Source organism: Mesorhizobium sp. M0633, from assembly GCF_040320645.1.
In the GTDB taxonomy this organism is placed as follows: Bacteria; Pseudomonadota; Alphaproteobacteria; order Rhizobiales; family Rhizobiaceae; genus Mesorhizobium.
In genome coordinates, this window is the sequence record NZ_JAMYQC010000044.1 from 25001 (window position 1) to 44673 (window position 19673).

Below are 19673 nucleotides of genomic sequence, written 5' to 3' on the forward strand. Positions count from 1 at the left end.
TGAGGATCCCAAAACAACCAGGATGTTGGCTTAGAAGCAGCCATCATTTAAAGAAAGCGTAACAGCTCACTGGTCTAAATAAGGGTCTTTGCGCCGAAAATGTAACGGGGCTAAAGCCATACACCGAAGCTTAGGGTTTGCAGCAATGCAAGCGGTAGCGGAGCGTTCTGTAAGCTGATGAAGCCATACCCGTGAGGGGTGGTGGAGGTATCAGAAGTGCGAATGCTGACATGAGTAACGTAAGGGGAGTGAGAGACTCCCCCGCCGAAAGTCCAAGGGTTCCTGCTTAAAGCTAATCTGAGCAGGGTTAGCCGGCCCCTAAGTCGAGGCAGAAATGCGTAGACGATGGGAACCACGTTAATATTCGTGGGCCTGGAGGAAGTGACGGATCATTGAGGTAGTCCAATCTTATCGGATTGAAAGGGCTGCTGCGTGGTTCCAGGAAATAGCTCCTCCTTATAGACCGTACCCGAAACCGACACTGGTGGACTGGTAGAGTATACCAAGGCGCTTGAGAGAACTATGCTGAAGGAACTCGGCAAATTGCACGCGTAACTTCGGAAGAAGCGTGACCCTTTCATGCGCAAGCATGGGAGGGTGGCACAGACCAGGGGGTAGCGACTGTTTATCAAAAACACAGGGCTCTGCGAAGTCGCAAGACGACGTATAGGGTCTGACGCCTGCCCGGTGCTGGAAGGTTAAGAGGAGGGGTGCAAGCTCTGAATCGAAGCCCCAGTAAACGGCGGCCGTAACTATAACGGTCCTAAGGTAGCGAAATTCCTTGTCGGGTAAGTTCCGACCTGCACGAATGGCGTAACGACTTCCCCGCTGTCTCCAGCATAGACTCAGTGAAATTGAATTCCCCGTGAAGATGCGGGGTTCCTGCGGTTAGACGGAAAGACCCCGTGCACCTTTACTATAGCTTTACATTGGCATTCGTAGTGGCATGTGTAGGATAGGTGGTAGGCTTTGAAACCTGGGCGCCAGCTCAGGTGGAGCCACCCTTGAAATACCACCCTTATCACTATGGATGTCTAACCGCGGCCCGTTATCCGGGTCCGGGACAATGTATGGTGGGTAGTTTGACTGGGGCGGTCGCCTCCTAAAGAGTAACGGAGGCGCGCGATGGTGGGCTCAGAACGGTCGGAAATCGTTCGCTGAGTGCAATGGCATAAGCCTGCCTGACTGCGAGACTGACAAGTCGAGCAGAGACGAAAGTCGGTCATAGTGATCCGGTGGTCCCGCGTGGAAGGGCCATCGCTCAACGGATAAAAGGTACGCCGGGGATAACAGGCTGATGACCCCCAAGAGTCCATATCGACGGGGTTGTTTGGCACCTCGATGTCGACTCATCGCATCCTGGGGCTGGAGCAGGTCCCAAGGGTATGGCTGTTCGCCATTTAAAGCGGTACGTGAGTTGGGTTCAGAACGTCGTGAGACAGTTCGGTCCCTATCTGCCGTGGGTGTAGGAATATTGAAAGGATCTGTCCCTAGTACGAGAGGACCGGGATGGACGGATCTCTGGTGGACCTGTTGTGGCGCCAGCCGCATAGCAGGGTAGCTATATCCGGACGGGATAACCGCTGAAGGCATCTAAGCGGGAAACCCACCTTAAAACGAGTATTCCCTGAGAACCGTGGAAGACGACCACGTTGATAGGCCGGGTGTGGAAGAGCGGCAACGCTTGAAGCTTACCGGTACTAATAGTTCGATCGGCTTGATCGTTCTCATTCCTAATGCCCATTTCTGGTGACAATCCTTGGATTGCGCCGAGATGGATGGCACAGAAAACAGCTTCTCGAGCAACGTGCGTTTTGCCGACCTGGTGGTTATGGCGGAGCGGCTGCACCCGATCCCATTCCGAACTCGGCCGTGAAACGCTCCAGCGCTGATGGTACTTCGTCTCAAGACGCGGGAGAGTAGGTCGCTGCCAGGTCTGCCAAGCGCACGTGGTTTAATCTTCTCCTTACGAACAGGCCCGCCAACGGGATATCGGGCCGCGCAAGCGGCCTTTTCATTTGGCGGAAGCTTGAATCCAGTGAGCCAAGGCTTACTTCTAGGGTTGACGCGGGGTGGAGCAGCCCGGTAGCTCGTCAGGCTCATAACCTGAAGGTCACAGGTTCAAATCCTGTCCCCGCAACCAAATTCGAAAACGGCCCGCCTTGTGCGGGCCGTTTTCGTTTTGCTGGCCGATTGGTTCGATCCCCGTCAGGGACTCGCACGAAGCAGACACAGCGAGACACCAAGGCAGGTCCAGCCCCCGCAAAAACCCCGGTAGCCTTACAGCGCCGGGGTTTTTTTGTTTTGGGGCGTGCTGCCAAACACCGAAGCTCGCGCGCCGCGACGAAGTTCCACGTCCTGCCGGCACCTGAATGTGCTGCATGGATGCAGCTCTAGCCGGCATCCCGGTTGGTCAAGGCGATGTGGCAGCAGCCGGAACCGTGGCCCGGCGTCCAGGTGACGTTGTCGAAGCGCACTCCGGTGGCCTCGAACAGGCCGCGGTCGAAGGCGCCGGCGATTCGGCAGAGCGTGGCGAGCTTCTCGTCGCCGACGCCGGCTTCGACCCAGGCGTCCTTCAGCGGACAGCGCTTGACCTTGAAGGCGATGCGGCCTTGGCTGCGTTCGACGTCGGTCGGATACATGCGGCCGCCATCCGGGCTGACGGCCAGGAACGCCTCGCCGATCGCCGGTGCATCGTTCGGGCCGAAATCGGCAAAGGCCGCCGCCGCAACCTCCTTGCCGCGTTGTTCGATTATACGGATCATAATCGCCTCGGCTTTTTCCGCGCCCAACTCCGCGGTTAGCTCGTCGAGGAACAGACGATAGAGATCGGCGCGGTTGCGGAAGGCGGAATCGAGTTCGCGCGACAGTTTTTCGGCTCGGGCTTCGGCGTCGGTCATGATGCGTCCTGTTCGATCCTTGACAGTCTTGGCGCTGCCGCTACCAGCGCCTTGCCGATCGCGGATTGCGGCGCGTCGATGACGGTGCGGGCATCGCCGCTCTCGGCAATCCGCCCGGCGTCCAGAATGGCCATGCGGTGGGCGATGGCACGGACGACGCCGAGATCGTGCGAAATGAATAGATAGGCGATGCGCTCCTCGCGTTGAAGGTCGAGCAGCAGTTGCAGGATCTGCGCACGAACCGAAACGTCGAGCGCCGACACGGCCTCGTCGAGCACGACCAGCGACGGTTTCGTGGCGATGGCGCGGGCGATTGCAACGCGCTGGCGCTGACCGCCGGAAATTTCGTGAATGGCGCGGCCGGCGAGACCGGGGCTGAGGCCGACGCGTTCCAGCAGAGCTGCAATACGGCGCGGGCGCTCGGGGCCAGAGGCAATGTGATGGATGCGCAAGGGGTCGTCGAGCACACGCGCGACTGTGGCGCGTGGGTTCAAGGCGGCGAGCGGATCCTGAAACACCATCTGAAGACGGGCGCGCCGGCCGCGCAAGGCAGCGCCGTTCAGCGACAGGAAATCGCTGCCTTCAAATTCGATACGGCCGGTATCGAATTCGATGAGCCGGAGCACTAGACGAGCTATCGTCGACTTGCCGCTGCCGGAAGGTCCGGCTAGCGCCAGCGTCTCGCCGGGGTCGATGTGGAAGGAAACGTCGTCGACCGCGGCGATGATCTTGCCGCCGCGACTGTATCGTTTGGTCAGGCCGGAAACGGCGAGCAGCGGGTCGGTCATGTTCGCCGCAACAGCGGCTCGGCGTCGAGGCCGAGATGAGCGTCAAGCAGCACACGAGTGTATGCGTGACGCGGCGCATTGACGATTTGGGCTGTCGAACCGAGCTCGAGCAGCTCGCCATGCCGGAACACCGCGATGCGCTCCGCAAGCTCAGCGGCCAGCGCAATGTCGTGGCTGATGAACAGCAGCGTCATACCGTCCTCGGCCACCAGTCGCCGGATCAGCCCGACGATCTCGGCCTGCACGATCGTATCCAGCGCGCTGGTCGCCTCGTCGGCGATCAGCAGTTTCGGACCGGCAGCAATCGCCGCGGCGATCGCCACACGCTGCTTCTGGCCGCCGGAGAGCTGGTGCGGGAAGGCGCAGAGGGCAGCGTCCGGATCGGGCAGGCGGACGCGCTCGAGCAGGGTTTTTGCCTTGGCATAGGCGTCTCGCCAACTGAGGCCAAGATGAGTGCACGCGACTTCCGCGATCTGCTTGCCGATTGGCATCACCGGGTCGAGACTGGCGGATGGGTCCTGGAAAACGAAGCCGATATCGCGGCCGCCGATGGGGGTGTGGCTTGTCGCAATGACGAATGGTCGGCGCTCTGTCGCGCCCCCCTCTGTCCTGCCGGACATCTCCCCCTCAAGGGGGGAGATTGCACTTTCATCTCTGCCTTCGCCAATCACCGAAGCTGGCGGAAAGGAACCGGCTGCGGAACTGCCGATCTCCCCCTCTGAGGGGGAGATGTCCGGCAGGACAGAGGGGGGTGCCTTGGCACCAAACATTGGTGGCGGGCGCAAGAGCCAATCGATGCGGCCTTCGATCCTGGCGGTGGCCGGCAGCAGGCCGGCAATGGCCAGCGCCAGCGTGCTCTTGCCCGAACCGCTTTCACCGATGATGGCAAAGCGCTCGCCGGCGGTGATGTCGAAGCCGACATTCTTCAGCGCCGCTATCTCGGCGCCGTCGCGGCGATAGGTCACCGTCAGATTGCGGATCGAAGCAAGCGCCGTCACGACAGGCTCCTCCTCATCGCCGTGGTCTCGACGACGCCTTCGCCGGCGAGATAGACGCCGAGCACGGTGAGCACGAGCGCTACGCCCGGAATGATCGACAGGAAGGGCGCGGTGCGCAGCACGGCGCGGCCTTCGGCGATCATGCCGCCCCAGGTAACCCGGTTGGGATCGCCGAGGCCGAGAAAGGACAATGCCGCTTCGGTGAGAATCGCCGCGGCGACGATCACCGACGACAAAGCCATTACCGGCGGCAGCGCATTGGGGAGCACCTCGCGAAAGGCGATCTCCAGCGGATGCATGCCGATGACGCGGGCGCCGGCAACAAAATCGCGCTCGCGGATCGACAGCACTTCGGCCCGCGCCACGCGTGCCGGTCCGGTCCAGGCGCCAAGCGCGATCGCCGCGACGACGACGCCGAGCGACGGCCCGACGATGCTCACGAAAGCCAAAGCCAGCAGGAAGGCTGGCACGGTCTGGAACGCGTCGGCGATGCGCATCAGCATCTCGTCGACAACGCCGCCGGCAAAACCGGCCAACGTGCCGATCACGGCGCCGACGGCAAGGGCGACGGCTGCTGCTGTCAGCCCGACCGCCAGCGAGGTGCGGGCGCCGTGGAGAAGCTCGGCTAGCACGTCGCGGCCGAGGCGGTCGGTGCCGAGTGGCAGCGACCAGTCCTGGAACGGCGGCAGCAACGCCGGTCCGGCAATCGCCTGCGGATCGCCGGGAAAGAACAAAGGCGCGGCAAAAGCCACGGCAAACAGCGCCGCCAGGATGACCGCGCCGGCGACAGCCTCCGGCGTGCGCAGGAAGCGGGCAAGCGGACTCATGCGCTGGCCTCACTGGCGCCGACGCGCGGATCGAGGAAGGCGTAGGCGATGTCGACGAGAAGGTTGATGATGACGACCAGGACAGCGCTGGTGAGAATAATGCCGAGCAGTAGTGGGGTATCCCGCGCGGCCACCGCTTCCTGCGCCAGTCGGCCAAGGCCTGGCACGGAAAAGACGCTTTCGATGACGACGCTGCCGCCCAGCATCTGCGCGGACTGCAGGCCGAACATGGTGACCAGCGGCAACAGCGCGTTGCGGGCGACGTGGGCGAGCACGATGCGACGGCGGGAAAGTCCCCTGGCACGGGCGGCCAGCACAAAGTCCTGTCGCCACACCTCGGCCATGCCGGCGCGCATCATGCGCAGATAGAGCGCCAGATAAATGAAGCCGAGCGCCGAAACCGGCAGGACGAGATGGCGGGCGATATCGGCGGCACGATCGAGGCCGGTCTTGTCCGAGGCGATACTCTCGATGCCGCCGATCGGAAACCAGCGCAGGTCGACGGCGAAGACAATGATCAGCACAAGCCCGAGCCAGAAGCCCGGCACGGCATAGAGCGCCAGCGAACCGATGGAGAGGAAGCGATCGCGGAAGCTGCCGGGACTGGCGCCGGCATAGATGCCGAGCGCCGAGCCGAGGCCGAAGGAGAGCGCGGTGGCGCTGCCCATCAACAGCAGCGTGTTGGGCAGGCGCTCGAGGATGACATCGCGGATCGGCCGCGAAAAGGTGACCGATTGGCCGAGATCGAGATGCAGCAGCGCCCAAAGATAATTGGCGAGCCGTGTCAGCTCCGACTGGTCGAGCCCCCAGCGGTGACGCAACAGCTCGATCATGCCGGCGTCGCCTCCGGTCGAGACGATGTAGGCATCGACCGCGTCGCCGGGAGCGGCTTCGAGCAACAGGAACGTGCCGATGACGACAATCAGCAGCACGAAGATGCTGCCGACGAGACGGCGGCGAAGGAGGATGACGGCGCGGGTCATCGCTGAAGCTGAGCACCCACACAAGCGGCGCGCAAGTCTGGAGAGACTTCCTTACCCCTCCAGCCAAGTGTCCGCCCAGTTCGATACCGCCCAGCGCGGGTTGTTGGCGATGTTGTTGACCGTATCACGGGCGACGCTGATGAAACTCCATTCGGCGACGTTGATCAGCGGCAGGTCGGCGGCAACTTTTCTCTGGAACTCCTTGTAGAGTTCAGTGCGGGCGGCGGTGTCGAGCGTCTCCGATGCCTTGGCGATCAGGGCGTCGAGATCGGCATTCTTGTAGCCACCCTGGTTGGAGAAGGGCACGCCGTCGGGAATGCCGCTCTGCACCAGGATGGTGGTCGAGATCGCCGGATCGCCGCGGAACACCGGCGGCCCGACCGCAAGGTCAAAGGCGTGGTCGGTGTAGACAGCCTTGATATGCGCGGCAGAGTCGTTGTTGACCAGTTGGGCGTCGATGCCGATGGCTGCGAGCGCCTGGCGCAGATAGTCGCCGAACTGCTTGGTTTCGTTGAAGTAGGGCGCCGGTAGCAACCTCAGTGAAAAGCGCTTGCCGTCATCGCCCCGGCTGTAGCCGGCCTCGTCAAGCAAGGCGTTGGCCTTGGCGACGTCGAAGGCGTAGGTCGGCACGTCGGCGGTGTAGAATTGCGGGTCGTTTTTCGGCACCGGGCCAGTGGCGGTGGCGGCATAGCCAAGGAATACCGTCTTGACGACGAAATCCTTGTCGATGGCGTGAGCGATCGCCTGGCGTACTTTCAGGTCGGCCAGCTCCTTGCGGCGATGATTGATCTCGACGACGAGCTGGTAGGTCAGCCCTTCATAACCCTTGGTGATCACCTTGAGACCGGGCACTTTGGAGATGCGGTCGAGATCGGCCAGGGGCACGGCGGAGAAGGCGGCGAGCTGGATCTCTTCGGCTTCCAGGGCGCTGGCCGCCGACGTGCGGTCCGGCAGCACCTGATAGATGATCTCGTCGAGATAGGGCTCGTCCTTGCCCCAATAGTCGGTGTTCTTCTCCAGCCGGTAATATTCGCCGGGCTTGTGTTCGGCAAATTTGAACGGTCCGGTGCCGACCGGGACGTTGTTGGCCGGGTTGTCCTCGATCTTTCCGGTCTCGTAGATGTGCTTGGGCACCACGCTGCTCAGCGCCGGCAAGGCGTTGCGGATCAGCTGGAACGGTGTCGGCTTGGCGAATTTGAACACGGCGGTGGTTTCGTCCGGCGTGTCGACCGCCTCCAGATCCTTGAACACGGTGCGGCCGAGATTCTGCAGCGGCTTCCAGACCTGCAGCGCCGAGAAGGCGACATCGGCGGAGGTGAAGGGTTTGCCATCATGCCATTTGACGCCCTCGCGCAGCTTGAACGTCACCGACAGGCCGTCGGCGGCACCTTCCCAGCTGAGCGCCAGCCGTGGCTCGAGCCCGTCCTTGCCGCCGAAGGAGGCCTCGGCCAAGGTTTCCACGATCTTGCTCGAGATGAAGAAGACGCCGTTCGAGGCGACAATCGCCGGATTGAGGTTGCGCGGCTCGGAATCGGCGGCGACAACCAGTCGTCCGCCCTTTCTCGGCGTCTGCGCCGAGCCGATCGTCGGCATGGCGGTGGAGGCCAACAGCAATGCCGAACCGGCCAGCATTGTACGTCTGGAAATGGTGAACTCTGGCATGATCGAACTCCGTCCTCTCCGCGGACCCGGCCGGGTCCGCCGTACCCCTCGGACGCTCGTAAGCATCCTGCAAAGCTGATTATGGGCCTTGTGCGGGGTTTCGCCAAAGACGGAATTGGCGCATCTCTATGTGGCTTTGAAATTTCCGTCCGCTGGACCAGTTGTACAGAAAACGGTTCGATGCGCGGTTCTAGCAGGACCAGACTGGAGTAAAGTGCAGCAGGTGGAGCAGCTTTTGGGACTGATTCGCCCGTTCTGGCTGGACCAGATCGGGCAAAATGATGCAGATTTAAGCATAGCCGAGGTTCAGAGCCGGAAAAGCCGGTGCCGGCGAGCGGCCGGCTAAGGGATTTCAGGGAGAGAGACATGAACATTGCCCCAGGCAAGAATGCCGTCGGCAGCGTGCCGTTCGACCAGGCCAGGGTGGACGGGCTGATGGAGGAGGCCGGCATCGACGCGCTGCTCGCCACCTCCAAGCACAACACGCAATATCTGCTTGGCGGCTACAAGTTCATCTTCTTCGCCGCCATGGATGCAATCGGCCACAGCCGTTATCTGCCTGTCGTCGTCTATGAGAAAGGTGGGCCGGAGCATGCCGCCTATATCGGCAACCGCATGGAAGGCGGCGAGCACCAGAATCATCCGTTCTGGACGCCGACACTGCATGCCGCCTGCTGGGGTACGCTCGATGCCGCCAATCTGGCGGTCGAGCATTTGCGAAAAATCGGCAAGGGCAATGCCCGCATCGGCATCGAGCCCGCCTTCCTGCCGTCCGACGCCTATATGCTGATCCGCAACGCGTTGCCGGATGCCAAGCTGATCGATGCGACTGATATGCTGGAGCGCATGCGGGCAATCAAAACCGAGGCGGAGCTGGAAAAGCTGCGCATCGCTTCGGAGCTGATCACCGATTCCATGCTGGCGACCATCGGCTGGGCACGCGAAGGCACGACCAAGAGCGAGATCATCGAACAGCTCAGGCGCGAGGAGACCAATCGCGGCGCGCATTTCGAATATTGCCTGTTGACGCTAGGCTCCAGCCACAACCGCGCCGCCTCGCCGCAGGCGTGGAGGAAGGGCGAGGTGATGTCGATCGATTCCGGCGGCAACTACCACGGCTACATCGGCGATCTTTGCCGCATGGGCGTGCTGAGCGACCCTGACGCCGAACTCGAGGATCTGCTGGCCGAGATCGAGACAGTGCAGCAGGCGGCCTTCTCCAAGGTCAAGGCGGGCACGCTGGGCGGTGACATGATTTCTCATGCCGAAGGCGTTCTGAAGAAATCCAAGGTTGCGGCCTATACTGATTTCTTCGCGCATGGCATGGGGCTGATCACGCATGAAGCGCCGTTCCTGATGACCAACCATCCGGTGACCTATGAAGGCACCTATGCCGCAAAGCCGCTGGAGAAGAATATGGTGCTTTCGGTCGAGACGACCATGCTCCACCCGACGCGCGGCTTCATCAAGCTGGAGGACACGGTGGCGGTGACCGATGCCGGTTACGTCATGTTCGGCGATCGGGGCCGGGGCTGGAACAGGGGCGGGGGCGGCTTAGGCGCTGGTACCTAGCCCGTTCTTGAGATTACCTCGTCCGAGCAAATAATTGGTCACGCCAGCGAGCATTTGCCGATATGGAACGCGAACTGCCCAAGCAGGTCTTTATCGACGGGTGCGAGCAGATCTCCATGGAATTCGAACCGATTGGGTTCCGCTTTGCGAAAAGCGGTCCTCATGCGAGTCGTCGGGCCGGCGACTGGGCATTCAAAATCTCCTTTCAATCAAACTATCTAAACGTCGGCGGCGAGTACGTCGAACTCGTCGTGCATGCGTCGGTCTACAGCAAGGCAATAAAGGAGTGGGACGAGCGAAGCGCTTGGCCCGCCAGTGCCAGCGATTGGGTCGCCGGTGGACAGCTTGGCAATTTGCGAACCCCGCATCATTGGCGGACATGGAACATCGTAAACCCGCATACCCGCCAGGCTGAAATCGCGAACATCGTTGCCAACATCCAAACGACTGTCCTGCCGCTCTTCGAACGTTTCGACGTTCCGCGCAAACTAGCCGAACAGGTCGCATGTTCTGAAGTTCCGGGCTTCATGTTCCCTGAAAATGCTGTTCGATTTGTACTCTGGCAGCTTGGTCCAGAGGCAGCGGAAAACTGTTTGTCCTATTGGGTGGCGCGCTTACCTTCGCCGGATGCTTTCCGATCAGAGCGCGATGTCCCCACTTTGCCGGATAGGCTCGCTCTGGAAAGCGATACTAACAACCTAGCAAGGGTCGCTCGTGCGATGAAGATTGGCCTCAGCCTGTGACATTATCTGCCCGGCGGGATCAACCTGAAATCCGGCAACTCCCGCAACGCCAGTTCCGGCCCGGCCGGCGAATAGACGACGAAAAGCTGCATCGGCCCGTCGCCGGTATTGAGCGTCGAGTGGAAGCGGCTTTCCGGCACATAGATGGTGCAGCCGGGGCCGACTTTCTCGACGACCGGGTTGCCTTTCTCGTCTTCGACCATCTGCTCGCCATTGCCTGAGATGACAAAGATGATCTCCTCCGCACCCGGATGGTTATGACGCGTATGGCCTTTGCCTGACGGTAGGTCGACGACACCACCGGAAAATCGCTTTGCGCCGTTCACTTCGGGAGCGACCGTCAGCGACAGCCTGCCCCAGTCGAAGCCGAAGGCGCTAACGTCTTTTGGATATACGAATACCTTGCTGTTGTCGATCATCGTCCCACCCTTCTTTTTGCTGGTCTCTACGCAGCGCCGAACGTGACGGCCTTGAAATCCGCCGTCTGCCTGGCGATCGAGGCTTCCGCCGGCAGCCGCTCCATCGAACTGGCGCCATAGAACCCGTGCAGGCCCTTGCAGCGCTCGAGAATATATCTGGCGTCGTCCGGGATCGAGATCGGCCCGCCATGGCAAAGCAGGATCATATCCTCGCGCACTGAGCGTGCCGCTTTGGCGATGGCGTCGATCTCGCTCACACAGTCGTCCAGCGATTTAGCCGATGTCGCGCCAATCGAGCCGCCGGTGGTCACCCCCATATGGGCGACGACGATGTCGGCGCCAGCTGTTGTCATGGCGCGCGCCTCGTCTGGGTTGAAGACATAGGGCGTGGTCAACAGGTCGAGTTTGTGAGCCTCGGCGATCATGTCGACCTCGAGCCCGAAGCCCATGCCGGTTTCTTCAAAACTCTGCCGCATCTGGCCGTCGAACAGGCCGATGGTCGGAAAGTTCTGCACACCGGAAAAGCCCATCGTCTTCAACTCGGCCAAAAGCAGCGGCATGATGACGAAGGGATCGGTGCCGTTGACGCCGGCCAGCACCGGCGTCTTCTTCACTACCGGCAGCACTTCGTAGGCCATTTCCTTGACGATCTCGTTGGCGTTGCCATAGGCGAGCAGGCCGGCGGCCGAGCCGCGCCCGGCCATGCGGTAGCGGCCGGAATTGTAGATGATGATCAGGTCGATGCCGCCGGCTTCCTCTGCCTTGGCCGACAGGCCGGTGCCGGCACCGCCGCCGACGATCGGCACGCCGTCCGCGATCATCTTGCGGAATTTCTCCAGGATTTTCTTGCGCGGTATGGCGGCCATGTCTTGGTGTCTCACTGTCTGGCGATGTCGAGGAAGGCCGTTGTGGCAGCCCAGGCGAATTCGGGGTCGTTGATATGAAGCGGCAGGCGCAGCACGCGCCGCGTTTTGGCGGGTTTGATGGTACGCTCGATCGCCTCGAACAAAGCGGCATCGGCTTCAGGGTCGAAGAAGGCGCCGCCTTCAATGTCGAGCGCCGACACGCCTTTCTCCGGAATGAGGAAACGAACCGGACCCTGGCAGAGGCTCAGCCTTGTGCCGATCCATTCGCCGATCGTTCTGCTTTCGTCGGCAGTGGTGCGCATCAGTGTGACGTTTGGATTGTGCTCATAGAACAGCCGGCCGCGATAGCGTTCCGGAATTGTCGGCGGCGCCCAGAAATTGACCATGTCGAGCGCGCCGACCGAGCCGACATAAGGCAGCCCGGTGCGGGCGATGGCGCCAAAGCGATCTTCGGTCGCCGGCAGCACGCCGCCAAGCACCAAGTCGCAGACTTCGGTCGTTGTGATGTCGATGACGCCTGACAACAGGCCGCTGTCGGCCAATTTTTCCATGGTGCGGCCGCCGGTGCCGGTGGCATGAAAGACCATGCAGTCATAAGTCGAACGAAGCTCATCGGCGATCGCGGTCACGCATGGCGTGGTGACGCCGAACATGGTGAGGCCGAGCGACGGTTTGCCCTCGGGCGGCGGCGCCGGCTTTGTCGCCATGCCTGATATCGCCTGGGCGGCATTGTGCAGCACGACACGCGAAAGCCGGTTGAGGCCGGCCATGTCGGTCACCGACGGCATCATGACGATGTCGGAGACGTCGACGTAAGGCGCGGTGTCACCCGAGGCCAACGTCGAAACCATGATCTTGGGCAGACCGAGCGGCAGCGTGCGCATGCCTGCGGTGATGATCGAGGTGCCGCCACCGCCGCCAATGCCGATAATCCCGGCAATATCGCTGCGCGACTGGACAAACCGGGCAAAGGCGGCAGCCATCGCCGCCACCGCGGTGCCGCGATCGTCGACGCCGAGCACGGCATTGCGACCCTCGGAATGATGGCTGGCGACCTCGTCTGCCGAAACATCGACCGGCACGGTCGCGCCGCGTGTTCCGATGTCGACACGGGCAATCGAAGCGCCGGTAGCCGCGACCGCATCGGCCAGAAATGCGAGTTCCTCGCCCTTGGTGTCGGCGGTGCCCACCACATAGATGCGCTTCATCGCGTTTCCCCGGTCTTGGGCGTGCTCGGCGTTGCCGCCCCTTTTTGCCCGGCCGTTCGACGGCGCGAAGGGCCATTGCAATTTTTTGAGACACGCGTATCGTATTGACATGAATGTCTCACGTCAACAAGCGGCAATGGACGACAATGCCAGCCAAGGGCCGAACCCCCAGGTAGAGCGCGGGGCCCGCGCGCGCACCAGGCGTCTCATGCTGGAGACGGCGACAAAGCTGATGCAGGCGGGCGCCACGCCCTCCGTCAGCGAGGTGGCGGAGGCAGCGGAGGTCTCGCGCGCCACCGCCTATCGGTATTTTCCGAGCCAGGCGGCGTTGGTGCAGGCGGTGGTCGATGAGGGGCTTGGGCCGATCCTTACGTGGAAATCGAGCTCTGCCGATCCCGAGCGCCGGGTCGCTGAGCTGTTCGAGACCGCCATGCCGCGCATCGAGGTCTTCGAAGCGACGTTCAAGGCGGCGCTGAAACTGTCGCTCGACCAGTGGGCGCAGCGACAGGCAGGCACGCTTGACGGCGAACCTGCCTTCACGCGCGGCCATCGCGTCGATCTTTTGAAAGATGCGATCGCGCCACTCAAAGGCCGGTTGCCGCCGCGCGAATTCAAGCGGCTCGCGCAGGCGCTGTCATTGATCTTCGGTGTTGAGATGCTGATCGTATTGAAGGATATATGGGGATTGGATAGCCGCAGTATGATGTCGGTTGCGCAATGGGCGGCCGGCGCACTGGTGCGTGCGGCGGTGACGGAATCGATGGCTGAAGGTGACGGGATCGCGCCGACGAGGGCCGTTAGATGAGGCCAATCTGGTTCGACCAGATTTTCAGCCTGACCATTTGTGCTACTAGCGATGCAGCGGCCCAAGTAAGGCACTTATGTATCAAGGAGTAGGAAAATTCAGGGAAAACAGACAGATATCGCAGAAACCAACTTGTCTGCGTGTCCGCCACCGTTCAAGAAAGAGCTTGACGTTCGTCTGAAATTGGTAATACCAGATCAGGACAAATAAAGCGGATCAAAGGGTGAAGGCTAAGATCCGTTTCGGTCGAACGAGGAGGCTCAAAAACCGGAACGGTGCCGTCACGGGAGGACTACCAGGGCCGGCCTCGCCGCCGGCTCGCATGACGCGGTAGAATGCGCACAAGGGAGGAAATCATTATGCGCAAGACAATGACCAGCTTGCTTGCTGGTATCGGCCTAGTGCTCGCCTGCGGAACGTCCGTCTACGCGCAGGAAAAGGAACTTACAATCTTCTGGGCGGAATGGGATCCGGCCAATTACCTGCAGGAACTCGGCAACGAGTACGAGAAGGAAACCGGCGTCAAGATCACGGTGGAAACCACACCGTGGCCCGACTTCCAGACCAAGGCCTTCACCGAGTTCAACGCCCATGGCGACGCCTACGATATGGTCGTCGGCGACTCGCAATGGCTCGGTGCCGGCTCGACCGGTGGCCACTATGTCGACCTGACCGACTTCTTCAACAAGCACAAGGTCGGTGAAGTGATGGCACCGGCCACGGTGAAATACTATGCCGAATATCCGGGCGGCAGCAGCAAGTACTGGGCCATTCCGCTCGAAGGCGACGCCGTCGGCTGGTCCTATCGCAAGGACTGGTTCGAAGACCCCAAGGAAAAGGAAGCCTTCAAGGCCAAGTATGGCTACGATCTCGACGTGCCGAAGGATTTCAAGGCGCTACGCGACATCGCCGAATTCTTCTACCGGCCGGACCAGAAAAAATACGGCATCGCCATCTACACCGACAATTCCTATGACGCGATGGCGATGGGCTTCGAAAACGCGCTGTTCTCCTTCGGCGGCGAGCTGGGTGACTATAAGACCTACAAGGTCGATGGCTTCATCAACTCCGACAAGGCGATCGCGGCGCTTGACGCCTACAAGGAACTCTACAAGTTCACGCCTCCGGGCTGGGCCAAGTCGTTCTTCGTCGAGGACAACCAGGCGATCACTGAAAACCTGGCCGCGATGAGCATGAACTACTTCGCGTTCTTCCCCTCACTGATCAACGAGGCGTCGAACCCGAATGCCAAGAACACCGGTTTCTTCGCCAATCCTCCCGGCCCGAACGGCGACCAGTTCGCCGCACTCGGCGGTCAGGGCATCTCCATCGTTTCCTACTCGCAGAAGCAGGAAGAGGCGACGAAGTTCCTGGAATGGTTCATCAAGGACGAGACCCAGAAGAAATGGGCAGCGCTTGGCGGCTACACCTGCAGTGCCGCCGTGCTCAAGTCGCCCGAATTCCAGAACGCCACGCCCTACAACAAGGCGTTCTACGAGACCATGTTCAAGGTCAAGGACTTCTGGGCGGTTCCGGAATACGCGGAACTGCTGCAGCAGCTTAACCAGCGCATCTATCCTTACATGATCGGCGGCGAAGGCACCGCCAAGGAGACGCTGGACGCACTGGCAGCCGACTGGAACGCGACCTTCAAGAAATACGGCCGCGGCCAATAAGTATGAAGTTTCACGGAGGGGGCGTTCGTGCCTCCTCCGTTTCTTTTTCTGATCTTTGAACCGGGAGCAGAGTCTTGGCGACCACGATGATCACCACGCTGGACAGGTCCTCGCGGGCCGCCGCTCGCGGTCTAAGCGACATTTCGATCCGCAATCTCTTCATCATCCCGACGATCCTGTTTCTGATCGTCTTCAACATCTTCCCGCTGATCTATTCGCTGGGCTATTCGTTCACCGATTTCCGCGCCTCGACCAGCGCGGCGGCGAATTTCGTCGGGCTGCAAAACTACCGCGACCTGCTCAGCGATCCCTATGTCTGGTCCAACTTCGCCATCACCGCAAAATACGTCATCATCTCGGTCGCCGGCCAGCTGCTCGTCGGCTTCGGCGTGGCCATGCTGCTCAATCGCGACATTCCGCTCAAGGGCCTGCTGACGACGCTCCTGTTGTTGCCGATGATGCTGTCGATGGCAGTCGTCGGCCTGTTCTGGAAGCTGCTCTACGATCCGTCCTTCGGCATCATCAATTATGCGCTGGGCCTCGGCACCTTCGAATGGCTGTCGGATCCGAAAATGGCGCTCTATGCGGTCGCGCTGACCGACATCTGGATGTGGTCGCCCTTCGTCATGCTGTTGTCGCTGGCCGGCCTGTCGGCCGTGCCCAAGCATCTCTACGAGGCAGCCGCGATCGACAGGGCCGGGCCGTTCTACACCTTTTTCCGCATAACGCTGCCGCTGGTTGCGCCGATCCTGATGATCGCGGTCATCTTCCGCACCATGGAGGCGTTCAAGACCTTCGACCTCGCCTACATCCTGACCAGCCAGCCGACGGCCGAGCTGATCTCGATCCGGCTCTACAAGATGGCGTTCCAGGAATGGCAGACCGGGCGTTCCTGCGCGCTCGCCTACATCGTGCTGATCATGGTGCTGGCGATCACCAACATCTATGTCAAATACCTCAACAAGGTGAAGGAGCGCTGAGATGGCCGCAGTCCGCACTTCTTCCGAAATCACCTTCAACCGGGTCGCCATCGTCGCTGTCCTGCTGGTGACGATCATCTTCCTGGCGCCGATCTACTGGATCGCCTCGACGGCGTTCAAGCCGCGCAACCTCGCCACCACCATTCCGCCGACTGTGGTTTTCCAGCCGGAGATATCGCCCTTCGTCAAGTTGTTCACCAAGCGTTCGCAGCTGCGCAGCCCGCCGTCGCCGGAGGAGTACGCGGCTGCGCCGTGGTGGGAGCGCGTCGTCTTCAATGGGGGCGAAAAGATCGTGCGCGACGGCAAGGGCCAGGTGCAGTGGTCGGGCTATCCGAGCCGTTTCATGAACTCACTGATCGTTGCCATAACCTCGACCGTCCTGGCCGTCGGCATGGGCACCTTCACCGCCTATGGGTTCTCGCGCTTCAAGGTAAAAGGCGAGGCGGACCTACTGTTCTTCATCCTGTCGACACGCATGCTGCCGCCGGTGGTCGTCGCCATTCCGATGTTCCTGATGTACCGGGCGGTCGGCCTCAACGATTCCCATATCGGCCTGATCATCCTTTACACCGCCTTCAACCTGTCCTTCTCGGTGTGGCTGATGAAAGGCTTCATGGACGAGATCCCCAAGGAGTATGAGGAGGCGGCCCTCGTCGACGGCTATACGCGCATGGAGGCCTTCTTCAAGATCGTGCTGCCCGAGGCCGCCACCGGCATCGCCGCCACCGCCGTGTTCTGCTTTATCACGGCGTGGAACGAATATGCCTTCGCACTGATCATGACCAGCCGCCGTGCCCAGACAGCACCGCCCTTCATCCCCAGCCAGATCGGTTCCGGCCTGCCGGACTGGACGGTGATTGCCGCCGGAACCTTCCTGTTCCTGCTGCCGGTCGCGATCTTCACCTTCCTGCTCCGCAACCACCTGTTGCGCGGCATGTCGTTTGGAGCGATCCGCAAATGAGCTTTCGCGACATCAACCAGAAATATCTCGAACCAGGCAGCCAGGTGCTGATGGTGCTCGGTATCATCGCGCTCTGCCAGCCGTGGAACATGCTGCTGCACAGCTATGGCGTGACCATCATCCTGATCGGCCTGATCGGCTTCAACATCACCTCCAAGATCGCGCCGGAGGAGAAGGCCGGCACCGGGCAAGGGGCAAATCCGGGGGCACAGCATTGACCCAGATCGAGCTTCGAGGCGTCCAGAAATATTTCGGCGCCGTCCAGGTCATCAAGGACCTCAACCTGAAGATCGATGACAACGAGTTCATCGTGCTGCTCGGCCAGTCGGGCTGCGGGAAGACGACGACGCTCAGGGCGATTGCCGGGCTGGAGACGATCGACGGCGGCGACATCCTCATCGACGGCAAGCCGGTCCAGCACCTCAAGGCCGCCGATCGCGATATCGCCATGGTCTTCCAGTCGTTCTCGCTCTATCCGCATATGAGCGTCTATGAGAACATCGCCTTTCCGCTCAGGGCGACGCGCAAGAGCAAGGCCGAGATCGACAGCGAGGTGCGCTCGGTCGCCAAGACGCTGCAGATCAGCGATCTCCTCGCCAAGAAACCGTCGGCGCTGTCGGGCGGCGACATGCAGCGCGTGGCGATCGGCCGAGCCTTGGTGCGGCGGCCGAAGGCGATGCTGATGGACGAGCCGATCGGGGCGCTCGATGCCAAGCTGCGCGAGGAGATGCGGGCCGAGATCAAGCGGCTGCACATCAAGCAGGGCTCGACCAGCATCTACGTCACCCACGACCAGATCGAGGCGATGAGCCTCGCCGACCGCATCGTCATCATGCATGAAGGTGTGCTGCAGCAGGTCGGCTCGCCGGACGAGGTCTATTCGCATCCGGCGAATCTTTTCGTCGCGCAATTTGTAGGCAGCCCGGTGATGAACGTCGCCGACACTTCGGTGACCGAGAAAGCCTCATCGGCCTCGGTCACGGTCGGCGATGCGGCCGCCGGTTTCGAATTCCCGCGCGCCTTGCTGTCGAAGCTCAACGGCCATGCCGGCAGCCAACTCGCGCTCGGCATCCGGCCGGAAGGCGTCCTCGTTCGCCGCGAAGCCGCCGAGGGATTCCTGCCGGTGGAGACGCAGATCGTCGAGCCGCTCGGGTCCTTCGACATCGTCGACCTCAAGGTCGGCTCCAAGATGCTGCGTGCGCGCACCAAGAGCGGCTTCATCAGCGGCCCCGGTGAAAGGGTCTTCGTCAGAATCGATCCCAGCCAGGCGCATTTCTTCGACACGGCGAGCGGCAAATCGCTGGGAGTGAGACTCTGATGGCCCACATCCAGCTCAAGAACATCTCAAAGAAGTTCGGTAACCACACCGCCTTGGCCGGGCTCGATCTCGACATCGCCGATGGCGAGTTCTTCGTCCTGCTTGGCGAGACCGGCGCCGGCAAGACGACGACGCTGCGCATGATTGCCGGCCTGGAAAAACCGAGCGAAGGCCAGGTCTTCATCGACGGCGTCGATGTCGCCGACTGGGGCGCGGCCGAGCGTGACGTGGCGCTGGTGCTGCAGCAATATTCGCTGTACCCGCGCTATACGGTACGCCAGAACCTCGAATTTCCGCTGAAGCCGAAGATCCGCCGGCTGCCCGATGCCGAGATCAAGGATCGTGTCGACCGCGCGGCCAGGACGCTGAGGATCGAGCATCTGCTCGACCGCAAGACCGACAGGCTTTCAGGCGGCGAGATGCAGCGCGTCTCGATCGGTCGCGCCATCGTGCGCAAGCCGCGGGTATTCCTGATGGACGAGCCGTTGTCGGCGCTCGACGCCAAATTGCGCGAGGCGCTGCGCACCGAATTGAAGAACCTGCAGATGCAGCTTGGCGCCACCTTCCTGTTCGTGACGCATGATCAGATCGAGGCGATGTCGATGGGTGACAAGGTCGGCGTGCTCAACCATGGCCGCATCGTCCAGACCGGCACGCCGTACGAGATCTATAACAATCCGCGCGACACCTACGTGGCAAGCTTCGTCGGCTCGCCGCCGATGAACCTCATCGACGGCAAGCTCGTCAACGGACGTGCGGTGATGGCGCCGCTCAATTTCGAATTGCCGTTTGCGGGGGGTGCCAAGACTTCGGGGGGTACCAAGACTTCGTGGGGGCTAAAGACGGGCGCGGGGCCCCCCCGTCGCCCGCCCGGGATGGGGTTTAGTCCCGCGGCCCGCGATGTAGCGCCCCCCGCGCCGGGGGGGACGCCGGGCGAGGACGGAGAGAAAAAAAGGGGGGAGAAGAA

The 19673-nt window shown here is 61.5% G+C and carries 18 protein-coding genes, 1 tRNA gene and 2 rRNA genes (1 of these 21 cut by a window edge); 12 read left to right on the forward strand and 9 right to left on the reverse strand.

Annotated features, from left to right (window positions below; translation table 11 throughout):
- From NKI47_RS30780 to NKI47_RS30790, 3 genes are all read left to right on the forward strand, one after another.
- Nucleotides 1-1725, forward strand: a 23S ribosomal RNA gene (locus NKI47_RS30780) (it extends 1071 nt beyond the left edge of the window).
- A gap of 96 nt (nucleotides 1726-1821) precedes the next feature.
- A 5S ribosomal RNA gene (gene rrf, locus NKI47_RS30785) occupies nucleotides 1822-1936 on the forward strand.
- A 130-nt stretch (nucleotides 1937-2066) separates the two neighbouring features.
- A tRNA-Met gene (locus NKI47_RS30790) sits at nucleotides 2067-2143 on the forward strand.
- 250 nt (nucleotides 2144-2393) lie between these two features.
- On the opposite strand, the gene NKI47_RS30795 is transcribed toward NKI47_RS30790, so the two are convergent.
- The 6 genes from NKI47_RS30795 to NKI47_RS30820 are packed head-to-tail and all read right to left on the reverse strand — an operon-like array spanning nucleotide 2394 to nucleotide 8158.
- On the reverse strand, nucleotides 2394-2900 hold the full coding sequence (locus NKI47_RS30795; RefSeq protein WP_352568299.1) for an L-2-amino-thiazoline-4-carboxylic acid hydrolase: 507 nt from the start codon (nucleotides 2898-2900) through the stop codon (nucleotides 2394-2396).
- Complete coding sequence (locus NKI47_RS30800) at nucleotides 2897-3688, reverse strand: ATP-binding cassette domain-containing protein (protein WP_352594848.1); 792 nt, start codon at nucleotides 3686-3688, stop codon at nucleotides 2897-2899. Before NKI47_RS30800 ends, NKI47_RS30795 begins: the two co-directional genes overlap by 4 nt.
- Complete coding sequence (locus NKI47_RS30805) at nucleotides 3685-4686, reverse strand: ABC transporter ATP-binding protein (protein ID WP_352594850.1); 1002 nt, start codon at nucleotides 4684-4686, stop codon at nucleotides 3685-3687. The genes NKI47_RS30800 and NKI47_RS30805 overlap by 4 nt, the downstream gene beginning before the upstream one ends.
- The gene (locus NKI47_RS30810) at nucleotides 4683-5513 is read right to left on the reverse strand and encodes an ABC transporter permease (RefSeq protein ID WP_352594853.1); all 831 of its coding nucleotides are present in this window, start codon (nucleotides 5511-5513) and stop codon (nucleotides 4683-4685) included. Before NKI47_RS30810 ends, NKI47_RS30805 begins: the two co-directional genes overlap by 4 nt.
- A complete protein-coding gene (locus tag NKI47_RS30815; protein ID WP_352594856.1) occupies nucleotides 5510-6496 on the reverse strand; it encodes an ABC transporter permease in 987 nt (328 codons plus the stop codon). The genes NKI47_RS30810 and NKI47_RS30815 overlap by 4 nt, the downstream gene beginning before the upstream one ends.
- Before the next feature lie 51 nt (nucleotides 6497-6547).
- On the reverse strand, nucleotides 6548-8158 hold the full coding sequence (locus NKI47_RS30820) for an ABC transporter substrate-binding protein (protein ID WP_352594858.1): 1611 nt from the start codon (nucleotides 8156-8158) through the stop codon (nucleotides 6548-6550).
- 366 nt (nucleotides 8159-8524) lie between these two features.
- Between NKI47_RS30820 and NKI47_RS30825 the strand changes: the two genes are divergently transcribed.
- Nucleotides 8525-9730: a M24 family metallopeptidase gene (locus NKI47_RS30825; protein WP_352594861.1), complete on the forward strand. Its 1206-nt coding sequence runs from the start codon at nucleotides 8525-8527 to the stop codon at nucleotides 9728-9730.
- Between the two features lie 62 nt (nucleotides 9731-9792).
- Nucleotides 9793-10473 carry a DUF4304 domain-containing protein gene (locus tag NKI47_RS30830; RefSeq protein ID WP_352594863.1) on the forward strand — a complete coding sequence of 227 codons (681 nt, stop codon included), beginning with the start codon at nucleotides 9793-9795 and terminating at the stop codon, nucleotides 10471-10473.
- 2 nt (nucleotides 10474-10475) lie between these two features.
- Here the strand turns inward: NKI47_RS30830 and NKI47_RS30835 are convergent, their stop codons facing one another.
- From NKI47_RS30835 to NKI47_RS30845, 3 genes are read right to left on the reverse strand one after another with little or no spacing between them, the layout of a single operon-like run.
- Complete coding sequence (locus tag NKI47_RS30835) at nucleotides 10476-10892, reverse strand: cupin domain-containing protein (RefSeq protein WP_352594865.1); 417 nt, start codon at nucleotides 10890-10892, stop codon at nucleotides 10476-10478.
- 26 nt (nucleotides 10893-10918) lie between these two features.
- On the reverse strand, nucleotides 10919-11758 hold the full coding sequence (locus NKI47_RS30840) for a phosphoenolpyruvate hydrolase family protein (protein WP_352568291.1): 840 nt from the start codon (nucleotides 11756-11758) through the stop codon (nucleotides 10919-10921).
- 11 nt (nucleotides 11759-11769) lie between these two features.
- On the reverse strand, nucleotides 11770-12966 hold the full coding sequence (locus tag NKI47_RS30845) for a Tm-1-like ATP-binding domain-containing protein (protein ID WP_352456828.1): 1197 nt from the start codon (nucleotides 12964-12966) through the stop codon (nucleotides 11770-11772).
- Between the two features lie 136 nt (nucleotides 12967-13102).
- On the opposite strand from NKI47_RS30845, the gene NKI47_RS30850 reads away from it, so the two are divergent.
- The 7 genes from NKI47_RS30850 to NKI47_RS30880 all read left to right on the forward strand — a co-directional run.
- Nucleotides 13103-13771, forward strand: coding sequence for a TetR/AcrR family transcriptional regulator (locus tag NKI47_RS30850; RefSeq protein WP_352594868.1), 669 nt, complete (start codon nucleotides 13103-13105; stop codon nucleotides 13769-13771).
- A gap of 359 nt (nucleotides 13772-14130) precedes the next feature.
- Complete coding sequence (locus NKI47_RS30855) at nucleotides 14131-15447, forward strand: ABC transporter substrate-binding protein (RefSeq protein ID WP_352456826.1); 1317 nt, start codon at nucleotides 14131-14133, stop codon at nucleotides 15445-15447.
- A 74-nt stretch (nucleotides 15448-15521) separates the two neighbouring features.
- Nucleotides 15522-16427, forward strand: coding sequence for a carbohydrate ABC transporter permease (locus NKI47_RS30860; RefSeq protein WP_023722315.1), 906 nt, complete (start codon nucleotides 15522-15524; stop codon nucleotides 16425-16427).
- A gap of 1 nt (nucleotide 16428) precedes the next feature.
- Complete coding sequence (locus NKI47_RS30865; RefSeq protein WP_352448403.1) at nucleotides 16429-17388, forward strand: carbohydrate ABC transporter permease; 960 nt, start codon at nucleotides 16429-16431, stop codon at nucleotides 17386-17388.
- Nucleotides 17385-17606, forward strand: a complete 222-nt coding sequence (locus NKI47_RS30870; RefSeq protein ID WP_023675179.1) for a hypothetical protein — start codon at nucleotides 17385-17387, stop codon at nucleotides 17604-17606. Before NKI47_RS30865 ends, NKI47_RS30870 begins: the two co-directional genes overlap by 4 nt.
- Nucleotides 17603-18706: an ABC transporter ATP-binding protein gene (locus NKI47_RS30875; protein WP_352594872.1), complete on the forward strand. Its 1104-nt coding sequence runs from the start codon at nucleotides 17603-17605 to the stop codon at nucleotides 18704-18706. Before NKI47_RS30870 ends, NKI47_RS30875 begins: the two co-directional genes overlap by 4 nt.
- Nucleotides 18706-19673 (forward strand): ABC transporter ATP-binding protein (locus tag NKI47_RS30880; RefSeq protein WP_352594875.1); only part of this gene is annotated, 968 nt, incomplete at its 3' end. The genes NKI47_RS30875 and NKI47_RS30880, both read left to right, overlap by 1 nt.

What these genes read in the sequence shown, in the direction of transcription:
- NKI47_RS30800 (WP_352594848.1), bottom strand. Translation starts at nt 3,688, where the DNA reads ATGACCGACCCGCTGCTCGCCGTTTCCGGCCTGACCAAACGATACAGT.
- NKI47_RS30810 (WP_352594853.1), bottom strand. Translation starts at nt 5,513, where the DNA reads ATGAGTCCGCTTGCCCGCTTCCTGCGCACGCCGGAGGCTGTCGCCGGC.
- NKI47_RS30870 (WP_023675179.1), top strand. Translation starts at nt 17,385, where the DNA reads ATGAGCTTTCGCGACATCAACCAGAAATATCTCGAACCAGGCAGCCAG.
- NKI47_RS30815 (WP_352594856.1), bottom strand. Translation starts at nt 6,496, where the DNA reads ATGACCCGCGCCGTCATCCTCCTTCGCCGCCGTCTCGTCGGCAGCATC.
- NKI47_RS30865 (WP_352448403.1), top strand. Translation starts at nt 16,429, where the DNA reads ATGGCCGCAGTCCGCACTTCTTCCGAAATCACCTTCAACCGGGTCGCC.
- NKI47_RS30845 (WP_352456828.1), bottom strand. Translation starts at nt 12,966, where the DNA reads ATGAAGCGCATCTATGTGGTGGGCACCGCCGACACCAAGGGCGAGGAA.
- NKI47_RS30850 (WP_352594868.1), top strand. Translation starts at nt 13,103, where the DNA reads ATGGACGACAATGCCAGCCAAGGGCCGAACCCCCAGGTAGAGCGCGGG.
- NKI47_RS30840 (WP_352568291.1), bottom strand. Translation starts at nt 11,758, where the DNA reads ATGGCCGCCATACCGCGCAAGAAAATCCTGGAGAAATTCCGCAAGATG.
- NKI47_RS30820 (WP_352594858.1), bottom strand. Translation starts at nt 8,158, where the DNA reads ATGCCAGAGTTCACCATTTCCAGACGTACAATGCTGGCCGGTTCGGCA.
- NKI47_RS30830 (WP_352594863.1), top strand. Translation starts at nt 9,793, where the DNA reads ATGGAACGCGAACTGCCCAAGCAGGTCTTTATCGACGGGTGCGAGCAG.
- NKI47_RS30825 (WP_352594861.1), top strand. Translation starts at nt 8,525, where the DNA reads ATGAACATTGCCCCAGGCAAGAATGCCGTCGGCAGCGTGCCGTTCGAC.
- NKI47_RS30795 (WP_352568299.1), bottom strand. Translation starts at nt 2,900, where the DNA reads ATGACCGACGCCGAAGCCCGAGCCGAAAAACTGTCGCGCGAACTCGAT.
- NKI47_RS30855 (WP_352456826.1), top strand. Translation starts at nt 14,131, where the DNA reads ATGCGCAAGACAATGACCAGCTTGCTTGCTGGTATCGGCCTAGTGCTC.
- NKI47_RS30835 (WP_352594865.1), bottom strand. Translation starts at nt 10,892, where the DNA reads ATGATCGACAACAGCAAGGTATTCGTATATCCAAAAGACGTTAGCGCC.